The organism is Lysinibacillus canaveralius (genome assembly GCF_047301505.1).
In the GTDB taxonomy this organism is placed as follows: domain Bacteria; phylum Bacillota; class Bacilli; order Bacillales_A; family Planococcaceae; genus Lysinibacillus_B.
On record NZ_CP154840.1, the window covers coordinates 580,835 to 603,736 of the forward strand.

Genomic DNA, 22,902 nt, shown 5'->3' on the forward strand with positions numbered 1-22,902 from the left:
GATATAACTATGGAGACAATTCAACAATTACTGCAGATTTCCGCTAAATTGTTTCAGCATCTAACCGATATTCCTAAAGGTGAAGAACGGGAAAGCTATATTGAGAGGATCAATGTTCTATTAGATAAGCGGGGAGCTTATATACTAGCTTTGAAAGCATCTGGCTTCAATATAGATCCCGATAACCGTACCCATCAAACATTGGCCGAGCTGGACAAGGGGATACGAGAGCGGCTGGATAAAGTTATGACTGCTGTTAAAGAGGATATGAAAGAGCTGAATAATGCTAAAAAGCATGAGCAGCAGTATATCAATCCATATTCGAATGTCAGCACAATGGATGGCCGCTACTTCGATAATAAGAAATAATGAAAGCTTCAAAGGAGTGTCAATATTGACAGCACAAACAAATGCATTTAATGCATACAAACAAAATAGTGTAACGACTGCCTCGCCTGGTGAATTGACATTAATGTTATATAACGGTTGTCTTAAGTTTTTAGGAAAAGCGAAAGTGGCTATTACGGAAAAGGATATAGAAGAAAAAAACTATAATATCCAACGTGCTCAAGCAATTATCGCTGAACTAATGTCCACATTAAATATGGATATTGAAATTTCAAAACAAATGTTGCCATTATATGAATATATGAACCGTCGTCTGGTGGAGGCGAATATTCAAAGTGATGTTGCCATCATTGAAGAAGTGGAAGGCTTGGTAACAGAATTCCGTGACACATGGAAAGAAGTCATCAAAATTACGCGCCAACAGCAATATGGCAGCGCACAGCAAGTTTAATACAGTTACTATTATCTTAAACGCCATGGAGAAGGTATTACGCCTTTTCCATGGCGTTTTTCTAATGAAATCGGCCGGCCGTGTTACCGAAGAATGGATGCAATCTATCGAATGTCGAAAAGGGTGCTCTTTCTGTCTAAACAGTATGAAGAAAATCAACAAGTTAAGAAGAATAAAGTACAAAAATGAAGAACCAATAATTTAATTATTTTGAAAATATAGACATAAGAAGTGTATACGGTTACAATGAAGAAGGAGAGTAAAGTAGACGAAAAGATAGGGTCGAATAGACCTAAATTCTATTTTATTCAGTACTAGCTATTTAAAATGCATCACGGTTAGACACCCCTGCAAGCGTAATTCCAGTATTACCCCCACACTTGCAGAAAAGCTATTCACCCTATGAACAGCGGCTTTTCACCCCTAATAGCTAGAGCGAAAAGATCTACTTCATTTTTTTACTTCAGCATCATCATAGAAAGCAATTTAATCGACCTCATGTTTCAGCATAGAATACATCGAGAGTGACAGAAAAAAATATCTCATAATCAGCATTCAGCAGCGAAGAGTACGATAGACGTTTGTCGTATTACTAGTTCCTTATGCTTATTTGACTTTGTCTTAAAGTAGGCGAATTTTGTTTGCGAAATGTCCTCTTTAAGGAGGTGAGGGATAAATGAAGAGGGATAAAAAGTGAAATCCTCAAGTAAATCGTCCGGGAAGACACCATACTTGAGGATTTAGCCAGCAGGAGTATACCTGCTATATTGTAAGTATACTCCTTTTATTCAAGATTTAGTAGAAATTATACTTGGAGGGAGTAGAAAATATGAAAAAGAAGGTAGAGTTTCAAATAACGGAGGAGACGAAGAAAATCTCTCCATTTCGTGAAAAAGGGACGGGGGAGCTGCATTCAATCGTTCTTCACGGCAATGATTTTCTCCATCTTCCGGCACCTCCCTATGAAATTGTCGATTATAATTTACGGAGATTTGGTTCAAGCCTGCGAGGGGCAAAGGATAGTGCGAAGGAGATTTTAGGGACGTCCAGCATGTTTCCAGTAGCATTGGGAAAAGAAAATGAATGGATTTGGTTTATGACCGAAGCAATGAAAAATGAGCAGTGTACTTGGTTTGCGCTGCATCATGTGAATAAGTTGATTCCGGTTGATAAGGAGAGGACAAAAGTTCTTTTGTATTGCGGATATGAGGAAGAGATCCATATCTCCGCATGTTCTCTGAACAACCGTAGGAACAGGGGCCACCTTTTTCAATCAAAACTGCTGCAAAACACTTATCCTCATCCTTTTTTATACAGCTCACCAACAGAAAATTTTGGAATGGTTAGTGAAGGTGATTCGGTACAATATGAGGTGAAAAAGCCAAATCCTGATGAAAAACAAAAGTAATTTTTTATTTTATAAATAGTATTCAATATGTACTTACCCATGCCTTTTCGAAAAGCATGGGTTTTCCTGCTGCCTGTATACTTCCATGCCTTCTTTTATAAAATTATTTTTAAATAGTTAAGAGAATATTAGACGATAATTTACTAAAATTTGTCGTATAATGGGCGATATAAGAGGGTAAACAAAAAGCTTGTTCATCAGCTGGGGGTGTTAGAATGATATTTAAAAGAAAAGAAGGGTTCCGCTTTTCGTTCGGTGAGCCGATTGAAGCTGGTTTTGTCGTGATGATTGATGGGAAACCAGTAGGAGCCGGAGAGAGCCGCCTGGCGTGTAAAGTGCTTGATGTCAGTCCTCGGGGCATGAAGATGATGACGGAAGTGGACCTAAGTAACTATATAAATAGAATACTACAGTTAGAGGTTTCTTTTATTCTCGATAATGTCGAAATTCGCGGAATCGGAGAAATTGTTTGGAGTAAAAAGTTTGGAAGCGGGTATCAATATGGTATAGTCTTTTATAATCAGCCAGGGGTCGAATCATTGATCATCAGTGAGCTGAAAGCAAGGCGGCGTAAAGAGATGCTTGGGTCAAAAAGTCAGGGATAATTTTTGAAAGATTTTTTTGGTTCAGCAGGATTTTACGGTTCGATATCGAATTAAGTAGTATAGCCGTATTGAAGGAGGAGTTTACATGCTAAAGTTTAACATTCGTGGTGAAAACATTGAGGTAACTCCAGCGATTCGCGAGTATGTGGAGACGAAAGTCGAGAAGGTCGAACGCTATTTTAATGAAGAGATGGATGCGACAGCAAACGTCAATTTAAAGGTCTACAATGATAAGCAGACGAAAGTAGAAGTAACAATTCCGATGAAAAATGTGACGCTTCGTGCAGAAGAACGTCATAACGATATGTATGCTGCAATCGACCTTATCGTAGACAAATTAGAGCGTCAGATCCGCAAACATAAAACAAAGGTAAATCGTAAATTCCGTGAACGTGAAGGGGCAGGCACTTACTTTGCCAATGTAGCATTGGCTGAACCGGAAACAGAGACGGATGAAGAGTACCAAATCGTGCGTACGAAACAATTTAACTTAAAACCAATGGACCAAGAAGAAGCGATTCTTCAAATGAATATGTTGGGGCATGATTTTTATATCTTCACAGATGCCGAAACAGACGGCACAAACATCGTCTATAAACGAAGAGACGGAAAATATGGCTTAATCGAAACAGAAATCAACTAATATAATAGGCGCCCGCCTTCCAAATTATTGGAAAGGCGGGCGCTTTTCATTGGTAAAAAGAAGAGAGCTATAGTTTTGAAATAAAGTGTAGATGTTTATAAAAAATGCGGATTTTAAAATAAAGCCGCAGCGTTTAGTAAGAAGTTTGTTTACAATCCTGTGTTGATATACAGAACTTTATATTTCACAAGCAGGCCGGTTTGCAGGATAAAAACTGTCAGTAGAACGTGAGATGTCCAGATGCTTTTAATGAAATTATTTCTTCGGTTTTTCACATGTGGATGTTTATCCTGGTGAGTCAACGGATGCTCAGAAGATAACAGTTATCCCTTTTAATAAGGAAAGAGTGGCATAGGTCATTAAAAGTACACCGTTAAACAAATGGTAGCGGTTATGCATTCTCCACTAAAGGGGGAGGGGTTGGAATTTCAATACAGCTTGGTCGTATCCTACCGATGCCGCATCGAAGCTGGTGTTTTAAGTTCGACAGATTCTGCCTACCTCGGACCGGCTCTACTAAAATTCAATATTCAGGTAAAGCTCCTCGAGATTACTTTGTTAGAAAAATGGAATGAAAAATGAACATTTTGATTTTTTATCATAAATAGCTACAATTTGGAAAGGGGGATGATAAACGATGAGCTTAAACAAACATATTACTTATAATGGAGTTAACGCACGTTCTTTATATCAAACACCAGGAGGCAGGGTATTCACCTCATTAGAGGAACTCAATCAAGAGTATGACATCGATGCAAGTGTACCTGATTTCAACTCAATAGGAGAATGGTTTGCAAGGGAGAGTGCTAAAGCACGGGAGGAACTGCAGTGCACGCTGGACATCCCGTATGGCCCTACAAGAGCTGAAAGATTAGATGTTTTTCACGGTGAGCCGGGAGGACCGGTCGTGGTGTTCATCCACGGTGGTTATTGGAGGATGCTGACAAGCAAAGAATTTAGCTTCGTCGCGCGAGGACTTGCTGCGCAGGGTGCTACGGTTGTAATCCCTACGTACGCCTTATGCCCAGCCGTTACAATCGATGAGATTGTCCGGCAGCATCGTGCAGCTATTACGTGGACGTACAATCATGCTACAGAATTCGGAGCAGACCCTCAAAAATTAGTTGTCACAGGTCACTCTGCAGGTGCCCATGGTGTTGCAATGGTACTCGCAACCGATTGGGAAAATGAGTATGGATTACCGGCGGATATAATACGTGGTGCCTGTGCGATTAGCGGACTATTTGATCTTCAGCCCTTACCATATACATTTGTGCAGCCTTTTCTTCAGCTTACTTGGGATCAGGTTTTACGTAATAGTCCGATTCTCAATTTACCAAAATCTGCTCCGCCATTGTTAGTAACAAGAGGCGGGAAGCAGACTTCCGAGTTTCTGCGTCAGTCGGACGACTTCTACACTGCATGGCAATCATCTGGTCTTCCAGGTGAGTATTGGATTCAACCTGAGCGCAATCACTTTGATGAGTTGTTTCCACTCACTGAACTTGACAGTGAACTTACCAAGAAAATTATTAAACTAGCTATCGGTTGAATTGTATAGAGATAAAGAGGGATTTAATGAATAGATGATAGATCCGTTTTTTTATGAAAATAAATATAGCCTCCAATAAAAAGGAAGCGATTATCAGAAAATCAGTAAACTTCTTTATATAGGTCTTATAATTAACTAAAATGGAAACCTCCCTTTTGATCAATCTTTTACAAAATGGAGGTTTTGTATTGGCTGTTAAATAAAGAGTGACTAGCCATTCCTTCTTCATGAAAAAAGCCTCCTAGTATAGAATGATTTGCTAACTTGATAATATTTTATCTTTTCAGAAAAATGTACGTCTAATATTACTATTTTTATAGTAGATAGTAACAAAAGGAAAATATCGATATAAATCCTAATATGTAGTTAGCACTATTTTGAAGAGGAGGCAGTTTGAGATTTTCCCTATCAAATACGAGTGTCAGTTTGCACCACCATACTAGTAAATGATAAAATGGAAGTTGATACTAAACGGGAAGTGAACAATACATGCTAAACATCTTAAATAAAATGTTTGATTTCAATAAAAAAGAAGTAAAACGTCTTGAGAAAGAAGCAGAACAGGTAGAGGCATTAGCAAGCCAAATGGCTGGACTTTCTGATGAGCAGCTTCAAGCGAAGACACCTGAGTTGAAAAAACGCTATGAAAATGGCGAGTCACTGGACAACTTACTGCCGGAAGCATTTGCTGTAGCACGAGAGGCAGCGAAGCGCGTATTAGGATTATATCCATACAAAGTACAGATCATGGGTGCTGCTGCACTGCATGACGGCAATATCGCAGAGATGAAGACAGGGGAAGGTAAAACGCTGACAGCAACGATGGCGGTTTACTTGAACGCCCTTACTGGTAAAGGTGTCCATGTAGTAACAGTCAATGAATATTTAGCGACACGTGATGCGACGGAGATGGGTGAGCTGTATAACTGGCTTGGTCTAACGGTCGGTCTAAATTTAAACAGCCTTGATAAGAGCGGGAAACGCGAGGCATATGCAGCCGATATCACATATTCTACGAACAATGAGCTAGGGTTCGATTATTTACGTGACAATATGGTCCTTTATAAAGAAGATAAAGTACAGCGCCCGCTTCACTATGCCGTAATTGATGAGGTTGACTCCATTTTAATCGATGAAGCGCGTACACCATTAATCATTTCTGGACAGGCAGGAAAGACAGCCCAGCTGTATGTTCAGTCAAATGCATTTGTCCGGATGTTAAAGGCTGAAGAAGATTACAACTATGATGAGTCATCAAAGGGCGTTACACTGACAGAAGCGGGAATTGAAAAGGCAGAGCGTGCATTCGGTATTGATAACCTGTTTGATTTGACACATGTTCGTTTAAACCATGCGATTAACCAATCATTAAAGGCGCATGTATCTATGCATAAAGATGTGGACTATGTTGTCCAAGAGGGAGAGGTAGTTATCGTTGACGGCTTTACGGGCCGTTTAATGAAGGGCCGCCGCTATTCAGATGGTCTTCACCAGGCAATCGAGGCGAAGGAAGGTCTGGATATTCAAAATGAATCGATGACAATGGCAACGATCACGTTCCAAAACTACTTCCGTATGTATGAAAAGCTTGCAGGTATGACAGGTACTGCGAAAACGGAAGAAGAAGAATTCCGTAACATTTACAACATGCAGGTTATCGCAATTCCAACGAATAAGCCAATTGCGCGTGATGATAAGCCGGATCTGATTTATGCGACAATGCAAGGGAAGTTTGAGGCAGTCGCAAAGGATATCGCTGAGCGCCACCGCAACGGCCAGCCGGTGCTTGTTGGGACAGTAGCGATTGAAACATCGGAAATCATTTCGAAATTGCTGACAAAATATAAAATTCCGCATAATGTACTGAATGCGAAAAACCATGAGCGTGAGGCAGAAATCATTGCGAATGCTGGTAACAAAGGCGCGGTGACAATTGCGACAAACATGGCAGGCCGTGGTACAGATATCAAGCCGGGCGAGGGTGTATTAGATATTGGCGGTCTCGCGGTAATCGGTACAGAGCGTCATGAATCCCGTCGTATTGATAACCAGCTGCGTGGTCGTTCTGGTCGTCAAGGGAACGCCGGTGTGACACAGTTCTATCTATCATTAGAAGATGATCTGATGCGCCGTTTCGGTTCCGAGAACATGAAAAATATGATGACGAAGCTAGGGATGGATGATTCTCAGCCGATCCAGTCGAAGATGGTATCCCGTGCGGTTGAATCAGCCCAAAAACGTGTTGAAGGAAATAACTTCGATGCTCGTAAACGTCTTCTGCAATATGACGATGTACTTCGCCAGCAGCGTGAAGTGATTTATAAAGAGCGTGAAGAGGTACTGGAAACAGAGAACATGCGGGCTCTAGTAGAAAATATGATTTATGAGTCGATTGAAAATGCCGTATCGCTTCATACGCAGGGCGAACAAACAGATTGGAACTTGCAGGCACTGATTGACTACGTTTCAGCACATTTACTGGACGAAGGCGATCTGCAGGTTGCTGACTTTGAAGGGCTGTCTGCAGAACAGATTACTGATGTGATCAAAAAAGCAGTTATCGCTCGTTACGATGAAAAAGAGGAAGCGTTAACGCCTGAGCGCATGCGTGAATTTGAAAAGGTTATTCTGCTGCGTGCGATTGATTCAAAATGGATTGATCATATCGATGCGATGGACCAGCTTCGCCAAGGGATTCACCTTCGTGCATACGGCCAAAACGATCCACTCCGCGAGTACCAGCAGGAAGGATTCGCTATGTTCGAGGATATGGTGGCCTCTATTCGTGAAGACGTAACGAAATATGCGATGAAGGCAGAAATCCGCAATAACCTGCAGCGTGAAGAAGTAGCAAAAGGGCAGGCGGTAAACCCGAAAGAAGAGGGCAGCACCAAGCCGAAGAAGATGCCGGTGCGCAAGGCTGATACAATCGGACGTAACGATCCATGTCCATGCGGCAGCGGAAAGAAATATAAAAACTGTCATGGGGTAACTGAGTAGGTACATTCGTTATAAGAATTACTCAAGCGTCCATGCGACCATTTTCTATAACATTTTGTGACCGAGACTGCCTAATATAGGCAGTCCGGTTTTTGCTTGATGGATTGATCTATCACCTGAAAAATGAGAACATCTTTTTCAGCCTTCTGATTCTAGGAGGAGTAATATTTTCTAAAACACAGGTTGGAGGATTTATAAATGATTGAATTAGCAGAAGCAAGAAATATCCTGGAAATTACAGCTACGAAACTAGCGGACTTCAGGGGGTCTCTTTGACTTAGAAAACAAGGAGGCAAGGATTCAAGAACTTGATGAAATGATGCTTATGCCGGATTTCTGGAATGACCAGCAGGGAGCACAGACAATCATCAATGAAGCAAATGGCATTAAAGCGATTGTGAATGAGTATAACGATTTATTATCAACACAGGAAAATCTTGAAATGACGTTGGAACTGCTAAAGGAAGAGCCTGATGCGGATCTGCAGGAGGAACTTGGCTCTGAGCTGGAACAGTTTGAAGCAAAAATGGCTGACTTTGAGCTGCAGATGCTGTTATCGGAACCTTACGATAAAAACAATGCAATCCTCGAATTGCATCCGGGTGCAGGTGGTACAGAGTCACAGGACTGGGGCTCAATGCTATTACGTATGTATACACGCTGGGCTGAGAAACGCGGCTTCAAGGTCGAAACGCTTGATTATTTGCCTGGTGATGAGGCGGGAATCAAGTCGGTGACGCTGAAAATTTCCGGCCATAATGCTTATGGCTATTTGAAGGCGGAAAAAGGTGTACACCGATTAGTCCGCATCTCTCCATTTGATTCATCGGGGCGCCGTCATACCTCATTCGTATCTTGTGACATCATGCCGGAGTTCAATGACGAAATTGAAATTGAAGTACGCACAGAAGATTTGAAAATCGATACGTACCGTGCAACAGGTGCTGGTGGACAGCATATTAATACGACAGATTCAGCCGTCCGTATTACTCATATTCCGACAGGAGTTGTAGTGCAGTGCCAGTCAGAGCGCTCTCAGATCAAAAACCGTGAGAGTGCAATGAAAATGCTGAAAGCAAAGCTGTATCAATTGGAAATTGAGAAGCAAGAACAACAGCTTGCTGAAATCCGTGGAGAGCAAAAGGAAATCGGCTGGGGCTCACAAATTCGTTCGTATGTCTTCCACCCATACTCTATGGTGAAGGACCACCGTACAAATGAAGAGACAGGTAACACAGGTGCTGTTATGGATGGAGATTTAGACGCATTCATTAATGCTTACCTCCGTTCTCGTATCGCTAAATAATAAATGAATCGCCTAGACGCAGAAATAGCGGCTGGGCGATTTTTTTGCCTGTAAAAGATAGCAGGAGAGGATGAAGCAATTTGTGCTTGCAACTTTGAACCGAGCATGTAAAATAATGATTAGAACATTTGTTCGTTTTGGAGGAGTGGAAATGGTACAAATACCACCGGCTGTTGCTCGCTATTTTGAAGCAGCTATTTATTTGCCGATGCTGCTCATTGTATTGGAAAAGGATTATATGCTGCTGGAACAAGGTGAATTTAAATTGAAGGGTCCATACCTTCATTTAGTTCAAAAAACAAGTGAACAAATAGCGAAGGATCTGAAAAAAGCAAAGGCGTATTTGAGGGAGCATGATTTATCAGTTGTACGCATGGGTCGTGATGATTTATTCACAGAATATCAATTTCGTTATGTAAGGACTACTGTTGTGCGACGATATTCAAATATACGCCTTCGCAACCAAAGTGAAAAGCTATTGAAATTCTATCTTTATCAGGCGGTTAAAACGGTGGATTGAATCGGTTCCAATGTTTGTATACAGCCTTGAATAGCATGGAAGATGTGACATACTGGTTGTTAAAAGATGAGATTAATACAGGTAATTCAACTTCTATGCTGTCTCTAAAGGTGATGGTTACATGTGTTTTGTGGTTCACGATACTGGTCACTGCATTATAAGCGATCCAAGCATTGTGTTCAGACTTCGGTGAAAAGAGAGGGAACATGATGTAAGGCTGTCGGTTGATATCAACGCCTACTACAACGGGGAGTTTGTGCTTATTCCCGGTGAGGAACTGTTTCGTACGTTCGGCTGCTGTGCGATAACTGCTTCCCATATCTTTACAGGCTGTATCGACTAGCTTTAAAGATTTCTTTGGTACATGGAATGTTCCTTTTTTCTCGTAAACGATCGTATGATTTTTCTGTCCGTGGCGGACAGACTGCAGCATATATGTGTCACTCGTGATGGCATATTCGTTAATGAATTCTTCTGGAAGGTTCAACTGTAATTCCTCCTATGCATTTTATTCAAGCATGGTATCGTACCATTGTTGAGATTACGGGGAGTGTCTTTTTACATATGTCACTGGGCAGTTCTCTATCTATCTTGTTTTTGTTCCATAGAGAAGAAAATTCAACAATATTCGATAACATGGCCTGTATGTATAATGATACTTATTAATAGTGCAAAATCAATAGAAAAAGAGAAAAAAATGGATAAAAATGTTCAATATTCAGAAAATATTGCAAACTCTCATACCTTTTTGTATAATAACGAAAAGGGTATTGGGGTGATATCGATGGATAAATATTATTCGTATACGGATTTTCTGCGAGCAGTAGGGCAGTACCCGCAAGAAACAGAAAGTGAAAAGCTGTTGAACGATATTTATTTGGATTTATTTTTAGGTAGACTGCAGCGATTGCAGCGTATTGACCAGTTAAAGAAACTCATCGATATGTCATTAGACCAAAGGAACGAACAGGCTTTTTATAAGTATGCCCAGGAATTTTGCGGATTACAGAAAGAGATAAACGAATAGAGTGACCATCGTCACGGTACCCCGTGACGATTTTTTTATGGGAAAAATTCTGATTTCATCCTTTAGAACACCTATAGTGACTAATTTACTATTTAGATAGAAGTATGAGCAACGAAGCGTCCTGCTTCGTATCGTTTAGGTTCCCTTTCACTTAAAAAGATAGACTGGCCTGTTATTATATTTGTTCTCTTCTCTTAGAATATATGTTCGCTTATTGTTCGATTATTGAAAACGGGTATGGTAAGATGAACGTATGAATATTGGAGAAAGGGCGACTGCAAATGAACGAAAAATTTGAAATACAGTCCCACTATCAACCGAGCGGAGATCAGCCGGCAGCAATTGTCGAGCTGGTAAAAGGCGTAAAGGAAGGAAAACGTCATCAAACATTGCTCGGTGCAACAGGTACAGGGAAGACGTTTACGATTTCAAACGTCATTAAAGAGATAAATAAACCAACATTGGTCATGGCGCACAATAAAACATTGGCCGGCCAGCTTTACAGTGAGTTTAAAGAGTTCTTCCCCGACAATGCGGTTGAGTATTTTGTCAGCTACTACGACTACTTCCAGCCGGAAGCCTATGTCCCGCAAACGGATACCTATATCGAGAAAGATTCGAGCATCAATGATGAAATCGATAAGCTTCGGCACTCCGCGACATCTGCTCTATTCGAGAGGAAGGATGTTATCGTTATTGCCTCTGTGTCCTGCATTTACGGTTTAGGTTCCCCGGAAGAATACCGGGAGATGCTTGTCTCGATTCGTACAGGAATGGAAATAGAACGCAATCAATTATTAAGACGCCTGATCGATGTGCAGTATGAACGCAATGACATCAATTTTACACGCGGGACATTCCGTGTGCGCGGGGACGTAGTGGAAATCTTCCCAGCTTCTCGAGATGAACGATGCATTCGTGTGGAATTCTTCGGTGATGAAATTGATCGTATCCGTGAAGTGGATGCACTGACAGGGGAAGTACTTGGCGAGCGCGAACACGTAGCAATTTTCCCTGCTTCCCACTTCGTAACGCGTGAAGAGAAGATGGTACAGGCAATTGAAAGAATTGAAAAGGAGCTGGAAGAACAGCTCGAAAAATTCCGTGCAGAAGGCAAGCTATTAGAAGCACAGCGCCTCGAGCAGCGCACGAACTACGATCTAGAAATGATGCGTGAAATGGGCTTCTGTTCGGGTATTGAAAACTATTCCCGTCATTTAACATTACGTGAGAAAGGTTCGACACCGTATACATTGCTTGACTACTTCCCAGAGGATTTCCTTCTTGTAGTCGATGAAAGCCATGTCACATTGCCGCAGGTGCGCGGGATGTATAATGGTGACCAGGCACGTAAACAGGTACTAGTCGATCATGGCTTCCGTCTCCCCTCAGCACTTGATAACCGCCCGCTGAAATTTGAAGAGTTTCAATCAAAAGTGTCGCAGGCGATTTATGTTTCGGCAACTCCGGGGCCATTTGAGCTGGAGCATACACCTGAGATGGTCGAGCAAATTATTCGTCCGACAGGTCTTCTTGATCCAACGATTGATATTCGTCCGATCGAGGGGCAAATTGACGATTTAATCGATGAAATTCAGGAGCGTATAAGACGTAACGAGCGTGTCCTTGTCACGACGCTGACGAAGAAAATGTCTGAGGATTTAACGGATTACTTGAAGCAAATGGGCTTAAAAGTGGAATACTTGCACTCAGAAGTCAAAACGCTGGAGCGGATTGAAATCATCCGGGAGCTGCGGAAGGGGACACACGATGTTCTCATTGGAATTAACCTGCTGCGGGAAGGGCTGGACATTCCGGAAGTGTCGCTTGTCGCAATTTTAGATGCTGATAAAGAAGGGTTCCTGCGTTCGGAGCGCTCGTTGATTCAAACGATTGGACGTGCCGCGCGTAACTCGAATGGTCATGTCATTATGTATGCAAACAACATGACAGATTCCATGAAGAAGGCGATCGATGAAACGAAGCGCCGCCGTTCCATCCAGGAAGCTTACAACGAAGAGCATGGCATTGAACCGAAAACAATTATTAAGAAAATTCCTGAGGTTATCCGTGCAACACAGGCGGCAGAAGAAGAAGCAACATATGTAACAAAAGTAACAAAAGGCAAGAAGCTGACAAAGGCGGAAATCGACAAGCTTGTTGAGACGCTTGAGCAGGAAATGAAGGAAGCTTCGAGAGCGCTTGATTTCGAACGAGCTGCGGAACTTCGAGATACTATTTTTGAACTGAAGGCAGAAAGGTGACGTAACGTGAAAAATACAGAAATCGTTGTACAAGGTGCAAGAGCACATAATCTAAAAAATATTAATGTGACGATTCCACGCGACCAACTGGTTGTACTAACCGGCTTGTCGGGTTCTGGAAAGTCTTCACTTGCTTTTGATACGATTTATGCAGAAGGGCAGCGGCGCTATGTGGAAAGTTTATCTGCGTATGCACGTCAATTCCTTGGGCAGATGGACAAGCCGGATGTCGATACGATTGAGGGACTGTCGCCGGCTATTTCGATCGATCAGAAGACGACAAGTCGAAATCCACGTTCGACAGTTGGTACGGTAACGGAAATCTATGATTACCTGCGTTTATTATTTGCTCGCGTCGGTAAACCTGTCTGTCCAAACCATGGTATCGAAATCAGCTCTCAGACAATTGAGCAGATGGTAGACCGTTTACTTGAATACCCGGAGCGTACGAAAATGCAGCTGTTGGCCCCTATCGTAGAAGGGAAGAAAGGTTCGCATGTGAAGCTGCTGGATGATCTGAAGAAACAAGGCTATGTGCGTGTTCGCATAGATGGTGAGCTGCGCGATTTGGATGATCATATTGAGCTTGATAAAAATAAAAAGCATAACATTGAAGTCGTTGTCGATCGTGTTGTCATCAAAGAAGGTGTAGCGACTCGATTGAGCGACTCTCTTGAAGCGGCACTGCGTCTGGCTGATGGACGAGTACTTGTAGATGTAATGGAGCATGAGGAGCTGCTGTTCAGCGAGCACCATGCCTGCCCTCTCTGTGGTTTTTCCATTGGGGAATTAGAGCCGCGTATGTTCTCGTTTAACAGTCCGTTCGGTGCTTGTCCATCGTGTGATGGGCTTGGTATGAAAATGGTAGTAGACCCTGACTTAGTCATCCCGGATTGGGACCGGACACTTTTAGGGCATGCGATTGCCCCTTGGGAGCCGACAAGCTCGCAATATTACCCGGAGCTCTTAAAAGCAGTATGCAATCATTATGATATTCCAATGGATGTGCCTGTACGTGACCTTTCAAAAGAACAGATGAATATTATTTTAAAAGGTTCCGGCAAGGAGAAAATCCAGTTTACTTATACGAATGAGTACGGACGTACACGCTCCCAGATGATTGAGTTCGAAGGTGTGCTGAAAAATATTGAACGCCGATTTAAAGAAACAAGCTCTGATTATATACGTGAACAGATGGAGAAATATATGACAGAGCAGCCATGTCCGAGCTGTAAAGGGTACCGTTTAAAGCCGGAAACGCTTGCTGTCAAACTAGAAGGAAAACATATTGCAGAAGTAACGCATTATGCGATCAAGGAAGCACTTAGCTTTTTCGAAGAGCTGCATTTATCGGAAAAGGACCGTCAGATTGCGCATTTAATTTTACGTGAAATCGATGAACGACTCGGCTTCCTCGTAAATGTCGGCCTTGACTATCTGACACTATCCCGTGCAGCAGGTACGCTCTCTGGTGGAGAAGCCCAGCGTATCCGCTTAGCGACGCAGATCGGCTCCCGTCTGACAGGTGTTCTTTATATTCTGGATGAACCTTCCATTGGGCTCCATCAGCGTGACAATGACCGCTTGATCTCGACCCTTCAAAGCATGCGTGATCTTGGCAATACGTTAATTGTTGTCGAGCACGATGAAGATACGATGATGGCAGCCGATCACTTAATCGATGTTGGACCGGGTGCGGGTGTACATGGCGGTACTATCGTAGCGCAGGGAACACCAGAGGAAGTAATGGCCAATGATGCTTCGCTGACGGGACAATATTTGAGTGGAAAAAAATTCATCTCGCTGCCGACAGAACGACGTACATCTGATGGGCGGAAGCTGACAATCAAAGGTGCTGCGGAAAACAACCTGAAAAATGTAACGGTTGATGTGCCGCTCGGTATGTTCGTCGCTGTCACAGGTGTATCAGGATCGGGTAAGTCTACACTCGTCAATGAAATTCTATATAAAACGCTGGCTCAAAAATTGAACCGTGCGAAAAATAAACCAGGGGCTCATAAGTCAGTAGAAGGCCTCGAACAGCTTGAGAAAGTCATCGATGTGGACCAGTCGCCGATCGGCCGTACACCTCGTTCTAACCCTGCAACATATACAGGGGTGTTTGATGATATCCGCGATGTATTTGCATCGACAAATGAAGCAAAGGTAAGGGGCTATAAAAAAGGCCGCTTCAGCTTTAATGTAAAGGGTGGCCGCTGTGAAGCATGCCGCGGCGACGGGATTATCCAGATTGAAATGCATTTTCTTCCGGATGTGTACGTACCATGTGAAGTGTGTCATGGCAAACGGTATAATCGTGAAACGCTCGAGGTCCGGTATAAGGAAAAGAATATCGCTGATGTACTTGATATGACAATAGAGGATGCGGTGGTGTTCTTTGAGAACATTCCGAAGATCAAGCGGAAGCTTCAGACGATTGTAGATGTCGGCCTTGGTTATATGAAACTTGGACAACCAGCGACGACACTGTCCGGTGGAGAAGCGCAGCGTGTGAAGCTGGCGTCTGAGCTGCACCGACGTTCGACGGGGAAATCTTTCTATATATTAGATGAACCAACAACTGGTCTTCATGCAGATGACATTGCCCGTCTGCTGAAAGTATTGCAGCGGCTTGTTGAAAACGGCGAAACAGTGCTGGTTATTGAACATAACCTGGATGTCATCAAAATAGCTGACCACATTATCGATCTCGGTCCAGAAGGCGGAGATAAAGGCGGTACTATTGTTGCGACAGGTACTCCTGAAGATATTTCCAATGTAAAAGAAAGCTATACAGGCCGTTATTTGAAGCCGGTATTAGAACGGGACCGCAAACGTATGGAAGAAGTCATTGAAAAGGCAAAAGCAAAATAACAGAGCGCAAACGAAACTTTTTCGCCTCCCACGTCGTATAATAACCTATATGACGAAAGGGAGGCTTTTTTGATGGATGAACGTAAACGTATATTGAAACTAGTGGAAGCCGGTACGATTTCAGCTGAAGAAGCAATAGAATTACTGGAAGCATTATCACAGCAAAAAGAACCTACTCAGTCTACAGCACCTTCTGTGTATACGACACCGGAGCAAACAACAACTAATAAAGAACCCGAATTCGTATTTGAGGAAGAGAAGAAACGTAAAACAACAGGATTTGAAGATTTATTCAGCAAACTTGGTAATAAAGATTTAAATAGAAAAGTGGACGAGCTTATGCAGGAGCTCCGTCACGATTTATCAGAATTCAGCGGTCGTATGATGACGATGATGAATACGACACTTTCGAAAGTGAAGGATTTTGATGTAGAATTCCCATTTGGAGAAAAGGTAGAGTTTAGCAAATCATATGCATTTAATGCAGATGAGGTGCGGGGCTTTGAAATCGATATCCCAAATGGACGTGTCACAGTTGAAAGAGGATCGGCAGAGCCAAATGTGCTGATCGAAGCGCTTGTAAAAACGCAGAAAAAAGAAACAGAGTATGATACGATCGAGGAGTTTACAGATGGATTTGTTGAGTTAAAGGATGGCAAGATTGAAGTGGCAACACAGTCGAAATTGTCCCATGTTGCACTTAACATCGTTTTACCTGAAAAACAATATGATGTATTTATCATACGTTTACTAAACGGCGGTATTACAGTGAATGACGCTGAAGCAAAGCTGTTAAAAGTGAAAACGTATAATGGTACGGTGAAGGCAGAGAATGTTGTATTTGATCATGCGAACCTTCAATCAGCAAATGGAGCCATTGAGGCGCGCGGCATTCAAGGTGATGACATTGAGGCAGAAACGGCGAATGGACGTATTTATATCGATGGAGATGTAAAAGAAGTAGAAGCAGAGTCTGTGAATGGACATGTGGTGGTAACCACTACTTCAAACAAGGCATATAAAGTAAAAGCTCGTACAGTGGCGGGTTCTGTTGAACTATACATCCCGAAAGATGTAGCATTAGATGGCCAGGTAACATCGAATTTAGGCCGTACAGATGTCGGGTTGACAGATGTAGCTATTCGAACAGGAGAAGGGCAATTCCTTCAAAAAACATGCTACTTTAACAAAATGATAGAAGATGCACCAATGCTTAAGCTAGTAGGAGAATCAAGAACGGGATCAATCGTTGTCCGCTATACAACACAAGGTGAATAATGAAATGAAAGACATCGGAAATAATCTAGTTTCCGATGTCTTTTTGTTGAGAATATAAAAAAGGCAATCATATAGATTCTTCTAAATAGGAGTATAGTTAATGCTCATAACATGATAGATAGATGACAAAATCCTCAGAAAAGCAGTGCTGGTCTTTCTGTAGGAGGTGAAGAAGCAAGCAGGTTAAGCATTTTTTTGTCGATTTTTCTCCATTATTCTGTTTCAAGTTTTTGATATATAGTGATAAATTCAAAAAATGAGGAGGTTTGACAATTTGCCTAGAGAATTTATATATTAGAAGATCACTGGCAAGAATAATGCATAATTTTGTCTTATTCCCCTTATGAATGAAATGAAACTGTAATAAAATATGGGTTTTAAAGTGCTATAATATATGGCGGAGGAAAAAAACTAGATTTAAAAATTAGATTTAAAAACAATTAGGTGGTTTCGTTACATGATTCAAATGAAGAATGTCATAAAGAAGTACCCGAATGGTGTCGTAGCAGCAAATGGCATCACGGTGAATATAAAGCAAGGTGAATTTGTGTATGTGGTCGGTCCCAGCGGTGCAGGGAAATCAACGTTCATCAAATTGATGTACCGAGAGGAAAAGCCGACATCAGGAGAAGTAACTGTTAGTGGTATTAATTTGTCCACATTGAAAAATGGACGGGTACCGCATCTACGTCGTCAGCTAGGCGTTGTGTTCCAAGACTTTAAACTGTTACCTCGTTTAAGTGTCTATGAGAACGTCGCGTTTGCGATGGAGGTAATTGAAGAGCAGCCAAAGGAAATCCGCAAACGTGTGATGGAAGTGTTAGAGCTTGTTGGCTTAAAGCACAAAGTTCGAATGCTGCCGAGTGAATTATCCGGCGGTGAGCAGCAGCGTGTTTCAATTGCCCGTTCGATCGTCAACAATCCCAAAGTACTGATTGCCGATGAGCCAACAGGTAACTTGGACCCGGAGACATCTTGGGAGATTATGGAGATATTTGAGGAAATCAATCGCCAAGGCACAACAATTGTAATGGCGACACATAACCGTGAAATTGTTAACACAATCCGCAAACGCGTTATTGCCATTGAAGGCGGCATGATTGTACGCGATGAATACGGAGGTGACTACGGTTATGAAGGGTAGGACATTACGCAGGCATTTCCGCGAGAGTTTCAAATCGCTAGGTCGTAACGGATGGATGACATTCGCATCGATCAGCGCTGTGACAGTTACACTGCTACTGGTAGGCGTGTTCGCCATCATTATGATGAATTTAAACAAAGTGGCGGATGATCTTGAGAACGATGTAGAAATTCGTGTATTGATTGAAATTTTTAATGATGAAGCAGAAATGAAGGCTGAGGAAGAAAAGCTGATAGCACAGATTGAAAACTTGCCGGATGTAGCTGAGGTTGTTTATTCAGCAAAAGAGGATGAGCTGGAAGATCTGATTCATGATTTTGGAGACGAGCTAAGCTTATTTGAACAGAACAATCCATTGCACAATGTATTGTATGTAAAGGCGGCAGATCCACAGTCAACAGCTGATGTAGCCGCGCAGATTGAAAAGCTTGATCATACATATAAGGTATTGTATGGCGAAGGAAAAGTAGAAAAATTGTTTAGCTTTTTAAATATCAGCCGTAATATTGGGTTAGTGTTAATTCTAGGCTTACTGTTTACAGCGATGTTTTTAATCTCGAATACAATTCGGATTACAATTATTGCGCGTAAAGATGAAATTGAGATTATGAAATTAGTAGGGGCGACGAATTCATTCGTACGTATTCCATTCGTACTTGAGGGAATGTGGATTGGTTTATTAGGGTCTGTTATCCCAATTGTTGTCGTTTCTGTCGTGTATTACAATTTATATCATTCACTGGCTCCGCGTCTTGAAGGAAATATGCTGGAGCTGCTAAGCGTCACACCTCTTTTATACCAGGTGAATGCTTTACTAGTTTTGATCGGTCTATTAATCGGGATTTGGGGAAGCTTTATGTCAGTCCGCAAGTTTTTGAAAATTTAGCCATGTGAAGAGAAGGGAGCACCATCAAGTGAAAAAGGGAAATAAGAAGCCTTGGAAATCGGCCGCTATTTTCATGGCGTTGCTATTAATTGTTCAAGTACCTGCAGCTTATGCGACATCTTTGTCGGATTTACAGCAGGAACAAAAGAAGATTGATCAACAAAAAAATTCATTAAACAGTTCAATCACTGAAAAATCTTCTGAAATAAAAACAAATCAATCGAAGCAGGAGCAGTTAATGCAGCAAATTCAAACATTGAATGCTGAGATTGAAAAAACAAATGCTTCTATTACAGAAGTGAAGGCCAATATCGAAGCTGCAAACAAAGAGATCGCAGCTTTGGAAGAGGAAATTAAAGAATTACAGCAAAAAATTGATGAGCGCAACGCATTATTAGAAGAACGTGCACGTGCTATTCAATCAAATGGGTCAGTCAGCTATCTAGACGTATTACTTGGTGCTAATAGTTTTGTAGACTTCATCGACCGCTTTTCTGCAGTTAGTACATTGATGGACGCTGATCGTCAAATTATGCGTGATCAGCAAAATGACCAAGAAAAATTAGAAGAACAGAAGACAATTCTTCAAAATACGAAAAAGAAGCTAGAAGAAGATAAAGCGAAGCTGGAATCGTTAAAAGCTTCATTAGACTCGCAAAAAGTCGAAAAAAATAAATTAGTTGATGCGCTTGAAGCAGAACAGGCGAAATTGAAATCTGAGAAGGCTTTATTACAAGAGCAATATTCCGAAGCACTTGAGTTGAGTAAAGACGTAGAATCTCAAATTCAAAAAGAGCAAGCCCGTCTTGCCGAAATTGCACGCCAGGAAGCAGAACGCAAAAAGCAACAGCAGCAGCAGCAGCAAAGCTCAAACTCAGGTGGAGGCAGCAGTGTTTCAGGGAATGGTCCTGCCGTTTCAGCTGGCACATGGACAAAGCCTGCAAACGGGCGCTTAACGTCACCATTCGGCTGGCGTAATATCGGTGCCGGGCCTGAGTTCCACTACGGTGTGGATATTGCCAATTCAGCTGGTACACCGGTTGTAGCGGCTGCTGATGGCGTTGTGTCCTATGCAGCGCCATTATCAACTTATGGAAATGTCATTATGGTAACACACTCCATTAATGGACAAGTATGGACAACTGTTTATGCACATTTAAATGGCTTTAATGTAAGCAAAGGCCAAACAGTTTCAAAAGGCCAAACGATTGCACCAATGGGAAGTACAGGCCGCTCTACAGGGCCTCACCTTCACTTTGAAATTCATAACGGACCATGGAGCGGCTCTCGTAACAATGCGCTGAACCCATTACGTTATATTTCACTATAAAAAGAGCATTCAAACACGAATGCCCAGCCTATTCTTTCTATAACTGCTTTCTAACTTTTTAAAAAAGGGATGCCCGTTTTGCGGCATCCCCTTTTTTTTGTTAGACTAATAATGGAAAGAAACAGTCGTCCATTAAGAATGCAAAACGGAGGCGGACAATGAAAAAGAATATCGGGTTGTTTTTCATCCTGGCCCTAGTAGCCATCATGCTGGGGACATTCATTAATCAACAGCTCAAAAAGACTGAGGCAATTGCTCAAGTTGGCTACGAAGAAGATCTGACAAAGGAAGAAGGATTGCAAAAGGGAGCTATGGCACCTGATTTTACGCTGGAAACTTTGACAGGAGAAAAAGTAACGCTTTCTGATTTAAAAGGAAAGAAGGTTATTTTGAATTTCTGGGCAACGTGGTGTCCTCCTTGCCGGGCAGAAATGCCGCACTTACAGACCTATTATGAAGACTATGCAAAAAAGGATAACGTCGTGATCATTGCAGCCAATACAACGTATAATGATCAAGGAAAGGACAATATCCAGACATTTATCAAAAGCCTTGATCTTACATTCCCTATCCTGCTTATGCCAGATGACAGCATTATTAGATTGTATGAGGTGTTAACGATTCCTTCTACATTTATGATTGATACGGAAGGCAGACTACAGCACCAGATTATAGGACCGCTTGATACAGACGCCATTCGGGATTATGTGACAGAGTTAGATTAGGCCGGCGAGGTTCGACTTTTTATGTATGTTCTTATTAATCTATTCATATTCTTAGAATAGAGGTGAGAAGGATACCGAAAAGTCGACTTTTTTTGTTTTTAGCATTTACTGTCTTAGCCGTTACGATTTACACAGCAGTCCGGCATCAGTTTGTGTCGGTTGAAGGCACAAGCGAGCTTGAGGTAGTAGAGGAGCTATATTCATTGATTGAGGAGCAGTCGGTTTATGAGTTGGAAAGTGGGACGCTGGTAGAGGGGGCGCTGCGGGGCATGGCTTCAGCAATCGATGACCCTTACAGCACGTATTACTCGAAGGAAGAGGCAGCCATTCACAAGGCATCGCTCGCTGGAGAAAAAGTCGGTATAGGCATTGAAATGTCTGAAAAAAATGGCAAATTCCTCGTTATATCACCGGTAAAATCTTCGCCGGCCGAGAAGGCAGGAATTCGTCCCTATGATGAAATTGTTCAAATTAACGATGTTCGTCTCGATGGGAAAACGATGGGTGAAGTGATGAAGCTAATGCAGGGGAAAGCTGGCGAGGAAGTTTCGCTTGTTCTTTATCGTCCAAGCATAGAACGTCACATAACAGTAGTCGTGGAACGTGCGGAGATGAAAAATGAAACAGTTTTATCGGAAATAGTAGAAGTGGAAGGAGTAAAAATCGGCCATATCACGATTACGCTATTCGCTGAAAATACGATCGAGCAATGGCTTGAAGCTCTTACAAAGCTGATGGAGCAAGATATTAAAGGTCTTATTGTCGATGTCCGGGACAACCCAGGTGGTTACTTACATAGTGTAGCGGGCATCATTAGTACGCTTGGAGAACAAAACAAGACCTTTGCTTACATGCAGGATGCTAAGGGGCATATGGAGCCGGTAAGAACTGTGAAGGTGGAAGGTTTAGAAGAACTAAACAAGGCAGTACGCAAACTGCCGCTTGTAGTTTTACAAAACGAAGGATCAGCATCTGCAAGCGAAGTGTTTAGTGCTGCCATGCAAAGCTGGGGAACAGGTACACTTGTTGGTGCAACAAGTTTTGGGAAGGGGACTGTACAGGAATCGTGGAACCTGGCAAATGGCGGGCAGGTCAAGCTGTCTACAAATAAATGGCTGACACCGAAAGAGGCGTGGGTTCACGGGAAAGGTGTCAAACCAGATGTAGAGGCAGAGCAGCACCCGTTATTTGAGATTGAATTTGTACCATTAAGAGGCCGGTTTGAGGTAGGGGATTTCAGTGAAGAAGTAGCCTATGCGCAAAAGGTACTGTATGCATTTGGCTTCCAGATTGTAAGACAAGACGGCTATTTTGATGAAACGACTCAAGAGGCCATTGTAGATTTCCGGGAGCGCTATGATTTAGATGAGGGAGATGTACTTGATGAGTTATTCTTTGAAAAACTCCAAGAGCAAATTACAATATATAAGAGTAAAAAAGAAAACGATCTTCAGCTGCAGATGGCAGTCAGTTACTTGATGCATCAAGCAGGCCACTAAATTTGTATACGCAATAAACAATGCATTTGATACAATAGATGT

The 22,902-nt window shown here is 42.1% G+C and carries 19 protein-coding genes; 18 read left to right on the forward strand and 1 reads right to left on the reverse strand.

What is annotated here, in order from left to right:
* Positions 1-9 precede the first annotated feature (9 nt).
* The 9 genes from AA0Y26_RS02830 (at position 10) to AA0Y26_RS02870 (ending at position 9,833) form a co-directional block, all read left to right on the forward strand.
* Positions 10-369 carry a flagellar protein FliT gene (locus AA0Y26_RS02830; RefSeq protein ID WP_413364932.1) on the forward strand — a complete coding sequence of 120 codons (360 nt, stop codon included), beginning with the start codon at positions 10-12 and terminating at the stop codon, positions 367-369.
* A gap of 25 nt (positions 370-394) precedes the next feature.
* On the forward strand, positions 395-799 hold the full coding sequence (gene fliS, locus AA0Y26_RS02835; RefSeq protein ID WP_413364934.1) for a flagellar export chaperone FliS: 405 nt from the start codon (positions 395-397) through the stop codon (positions 797-799).
* An 829-nt stretch (positions 800-1,628) separates the two neighbouring features.
* On the forward strand, positions 1,629-2,207 hold the full coding sequence (locus AA0Y26_RS02840; protein WP_413364936.1) for a competence protein ComK: 579 nt from the start codon (positions 1,629-1,631) through the stop codon (positions 2,205-2,207).
* A gap of 215 nt (positions 2,208-2,422) precedes the next feature.
* Complete coding sequence (locus AA0Y26_RS02845) at positions 2,423-2,812, forward strand: PilZ domain-containing protein (protein WP_413364937.1); 390 nt, start codon at positions 2,423-2,425, stop codon at positions 2,810-2,812.
* Between the two features lie 85 nt (positions 2,813-2,897).
* The gene (hpf, locus tag AA0Y26_RS02850; protein WP_413364939.1) at positions 2,898-3,455 is read left to right on the forward strand and encodes a ribosome hibernation-promoting factor, HPF/YfiA family; all 558 of its coding nucleotides are present in this window, start codon (positions 2,898-2,900) and stop codon (positions 3,453-3,455) included.
* Between the two features lie 637 nt (positions 3,456-4,092).
* On the forward strand, positions 4,093-5,007 hold the full coding sequence (locus AA0Y26_RS02855; protein ID WP_413364941.1) for an alpha/beta hydrolase: 915 nt from the start codon (positions 4,093-4,095) through the stop codon (positions 5,005-5,007).
* Positions 5,008-5,496: 489 nt separating this feature from the next.
* A complete protein-coding gene (gene secA, locus AA0Y26_RS02860) occupies positions 5,497-8,007 on the forward strand; it encodes a preprotein translocase subunit SecA (RefSeq protein ID WP_413364943.1) in 2,511 nt (836 codons plus the stop codon).
* 201 nt (positions 8,008-8,208) lie between these two features.
* A protein-coding gene (gene prfB / locus AA0Y26_RS02865) for a peptide chain release factor 2 (RefSeq protein WP_413368025.1) occupies positions 8,209-9,313 on the forward strand; the annotation gives its coding sequence in 2 pieces (ribosomal slippage) (positions 8,209-8,280 and positions 8,282-9,313; 1,104 coding nt in all).
* Positions 9,314-9,464: 151 nt separating this feature from the next.
* The gene (locus tag AA0Y26_RS02870; protein WP_413364945.1) at positions 9,465-9,833 is read left to right on the forward strand and encodes a hypothetical protein; all 369 of its coding nucleotides are present in this window, start codon (positions 9,465-9,467) and stop codon (positions 9,831-9,833) included.
* Here AA0Y26_RS02870 and AA0Y26_RS02875 read toward each other — a convergent pair.
* Positions 9,817-10,320: a competence protein ComK gene (locus AA0Y26_RS02875; RefSeq protein ID WP_413364947.1), complete on the reverse strand. Its 504-nt coding sequence runs from the start codon at positions 10,318-10,320 to the stop codon at positions 9,817-9,819. The two genes, AA0Y26_RS02870 and AA0Y26_RS02875, sit on opposite strands and share 17 nt — an antisense overlap.
* Positions 10,321-10,617: 297 nt before the next feature.
* On the opposite strand from AA0Y26_RS02875, the gene AA0Y26_RS02880 reads away from it, so the two are divergent.
* From AA0Y26_RS02880 to AA0Y26_RS02920, 9 genes are all read left to right on the forward strand, one after another.
* The gene (locus tag AA0Y26_RS02880) at positions 10,618-10,860 is read left to right on the forward strand and encodes an IDEAL domain-containing protein (RefSeq protein ID WP_413364949.1); all 243 of its coding nucleotides are present in this window, start codon (positions 10,618-10,620) and stop codon (positions 10,858-10,860) included.
* A gap of 281 nt (positions 10,861-11,141) precedes the next feature.
* Positions 11,142-13,124, forward strand: a complete 1,983-nt coding sequence (uvrB, locus tag AA0Y26_RS02885; RefSeq protein ID WP_413364950.1) for an excinuclease ABC subunit UvrB — start codon at positions 11,142-11,144, stop codon at positions 13,122-13,124.
* 6 nt (positions 13,125-13,130) lie between these two features.
* Positions 13,131-15,998 carry an excinuclease ABC subunit UvrA gene (gene uvrA, locus AA0Y26_RS02890; protein ID WP_413364951.1) on the forward strand — a complete coding sequence of 956 codons (2,868 nt, stop codon included), beginning with the start codon at positions 13,131-13,133 and terminating at the stop codon, positions 15,996-15,998.
* Between the two features lie 72 nt (positions 15,999-16,070).
* Entirely contained in the window at positions 16,071-17,276 is a 1,206-nt protein-coding gene (locus tag AA0Y26_RS02895) for a DUF4097 family beta strand repeat-containing protein (RefSeq protein ID WP_413364953.1), read from the forward strand.
* A 457-nt stretch (positions 17,277-17,733) separates the two neighbouring features.
* Positions 17,734-18,420 (forward strand): cell division ATP-binding protein FtsE, encoded by a 687-nt coding sequence (gene ftsE / locus AA0Y26_RS02900; protein WP_413364955.1) that lies wholly within the window; start codon positions 17,734-17,736, stop codon positions 18,418-18,420.
* Positions 18,410-19,306: a permease-like cell division protein FtsX gene (gene ftsX / locus AA0Y26_RS02905; RefSeq protein ID WP_413364957.1), complete on the forward strand. Its 897-nt coding sequence runs from the start codon at positions 18,410-18,412 to the stop codon at positions 19,304-19,306. The genes ftsE and ftsX overlap by 11 nt, the downstream gene beginning before the upstream one ends.
* Positions 19,307-19,334: 28 nt before the next feature.
* Positions 19,335-20,636 carry a murein hydrolase activator EnvC family protein gene (locus tag AA0Y26_RS02910; RefSeq protein WP_413364959.1) on the forward strand — a complete coding sequence of 434 codons (1,302 nt, stop codon included), beginning with the start codon at positions 19,335-19,337 and terminating at the stop codon, positions 20,634-20,636.
* A 158-nt stretch (positions 20,637-20,794) separates the two neighbouring features.
* On the forward strand, positions 20,795-21,361 hold the full coding sequence (locus AA0Y26_RS02915) for a peroxiredoxin family protein (RefSeq protein ID WP_413364961.1): 567 nt from the start codon (positions 20,795-20,797) through the stop codon (positions 21,359-21,361).
* Positions 21,362-21,453: 92 nt separating this feature from the next.
* Positions 21,454-22,860, forward strand: a complete 1,407-nt coding sequence (locus AA0Y26_RS02920) for a S41 family peptidase (RefSeq protein ID WP_413364963.1) — start codon at positions 21,454-21,456, stop codon at positions 22,858-22,860.
* Positions 22,861-22,902 lie beyond the last annotated feature (42 nt).

Bases quoted from the DNA above. Each gene is read 5' to 3' on its own strand.
- AA0Y26_RS02830 (WP_413364932.1), top strand. From the start codon at position 10: ATGGAGACAATTCAACAATTACTGCAGATTTCCGCTAAATTGTTTCAG.
- AA0Y26_RS02840 (WP_413364936.1), top strand. From the start codon at position 1,629: ATGAAAAAGAAGGTAGAGTTTCAAATAACGGAGGAGACGAAGAAAATC.
- AA0Y26_RS02845 (WP_413364937.1), top strand. From the start codon at position 2,423: ATGATATTTAAAAGAAAAGAAGGGTTCCGCTTTTCGTTCGGTGAGCCG.
- hpf (WP_413364939.1), top strand. From the start codon at position 2,898: ATGCTAAAGTTTAACATTCGTGGTGAAAACATTGAGGTAACTCCAGCG.
- AA0Y26_RS02855 (WP_413364941.1), top strand. From the start codon at position 4,093: ATGAGCTTAAACAAACATATTACTTATAATGGAGTTAACGCACGTTCT.
- secA (WP_413364943.1), top strand. From the start codon at position 5,497: ATGCTAAACATCTTAAATAAAATGTTTGATTTCAATAAAAAAGAAGTA.
- AA0Y26_RS02870 (WP_413364945.1), top strand. From the start codon at position 9,465: ATGGTACAAATACCACCGGCTGTTGCTCGCTATTTTGAAGCAGCTATT.
- AA0Y26_RS02880 (WP_413364949.1), top strand. From the start codon at position 10,618: ATGGATAAATATTATTCGTATACGGATTTTCTGCGAGCAGTAGGGCAG.
- uvrB (WP_413364950.1), top strand. From the start codon at position 11,142: ATGAACGAAAAATTTGAAATACAGTCCCACTATCAACCGAGCGGAGAT.
- AA0Y26_RS02895 (WP_413364953.1), top strand. From the start codon at position 16,071: ATGGATGAACGTAAACGTATATTGAAACTAGTGGAAGCCGGTACGATT.
- ftsE (WP_413364955.1), top strand. From the start codon at position 17,734: ATGATTCAAATGAAGAATGTCATAAAGAAGTACCCGAATGGTGTCGTA.
- ftsX (WP_413364957.1), top strand. From the start codon at position 18,410: ATGAAGGGTAGGACATTACGCAGGCATTTCCGCGAGAGTTTCAAATCG.
- AA0Y26_RS02915 (WP_413364961.1), top strand. From the start codon at position 20,795: ATGAAAAAGAATATCGGGTTGTTTTTCATCCTGGCCCTAGTAGCCATC.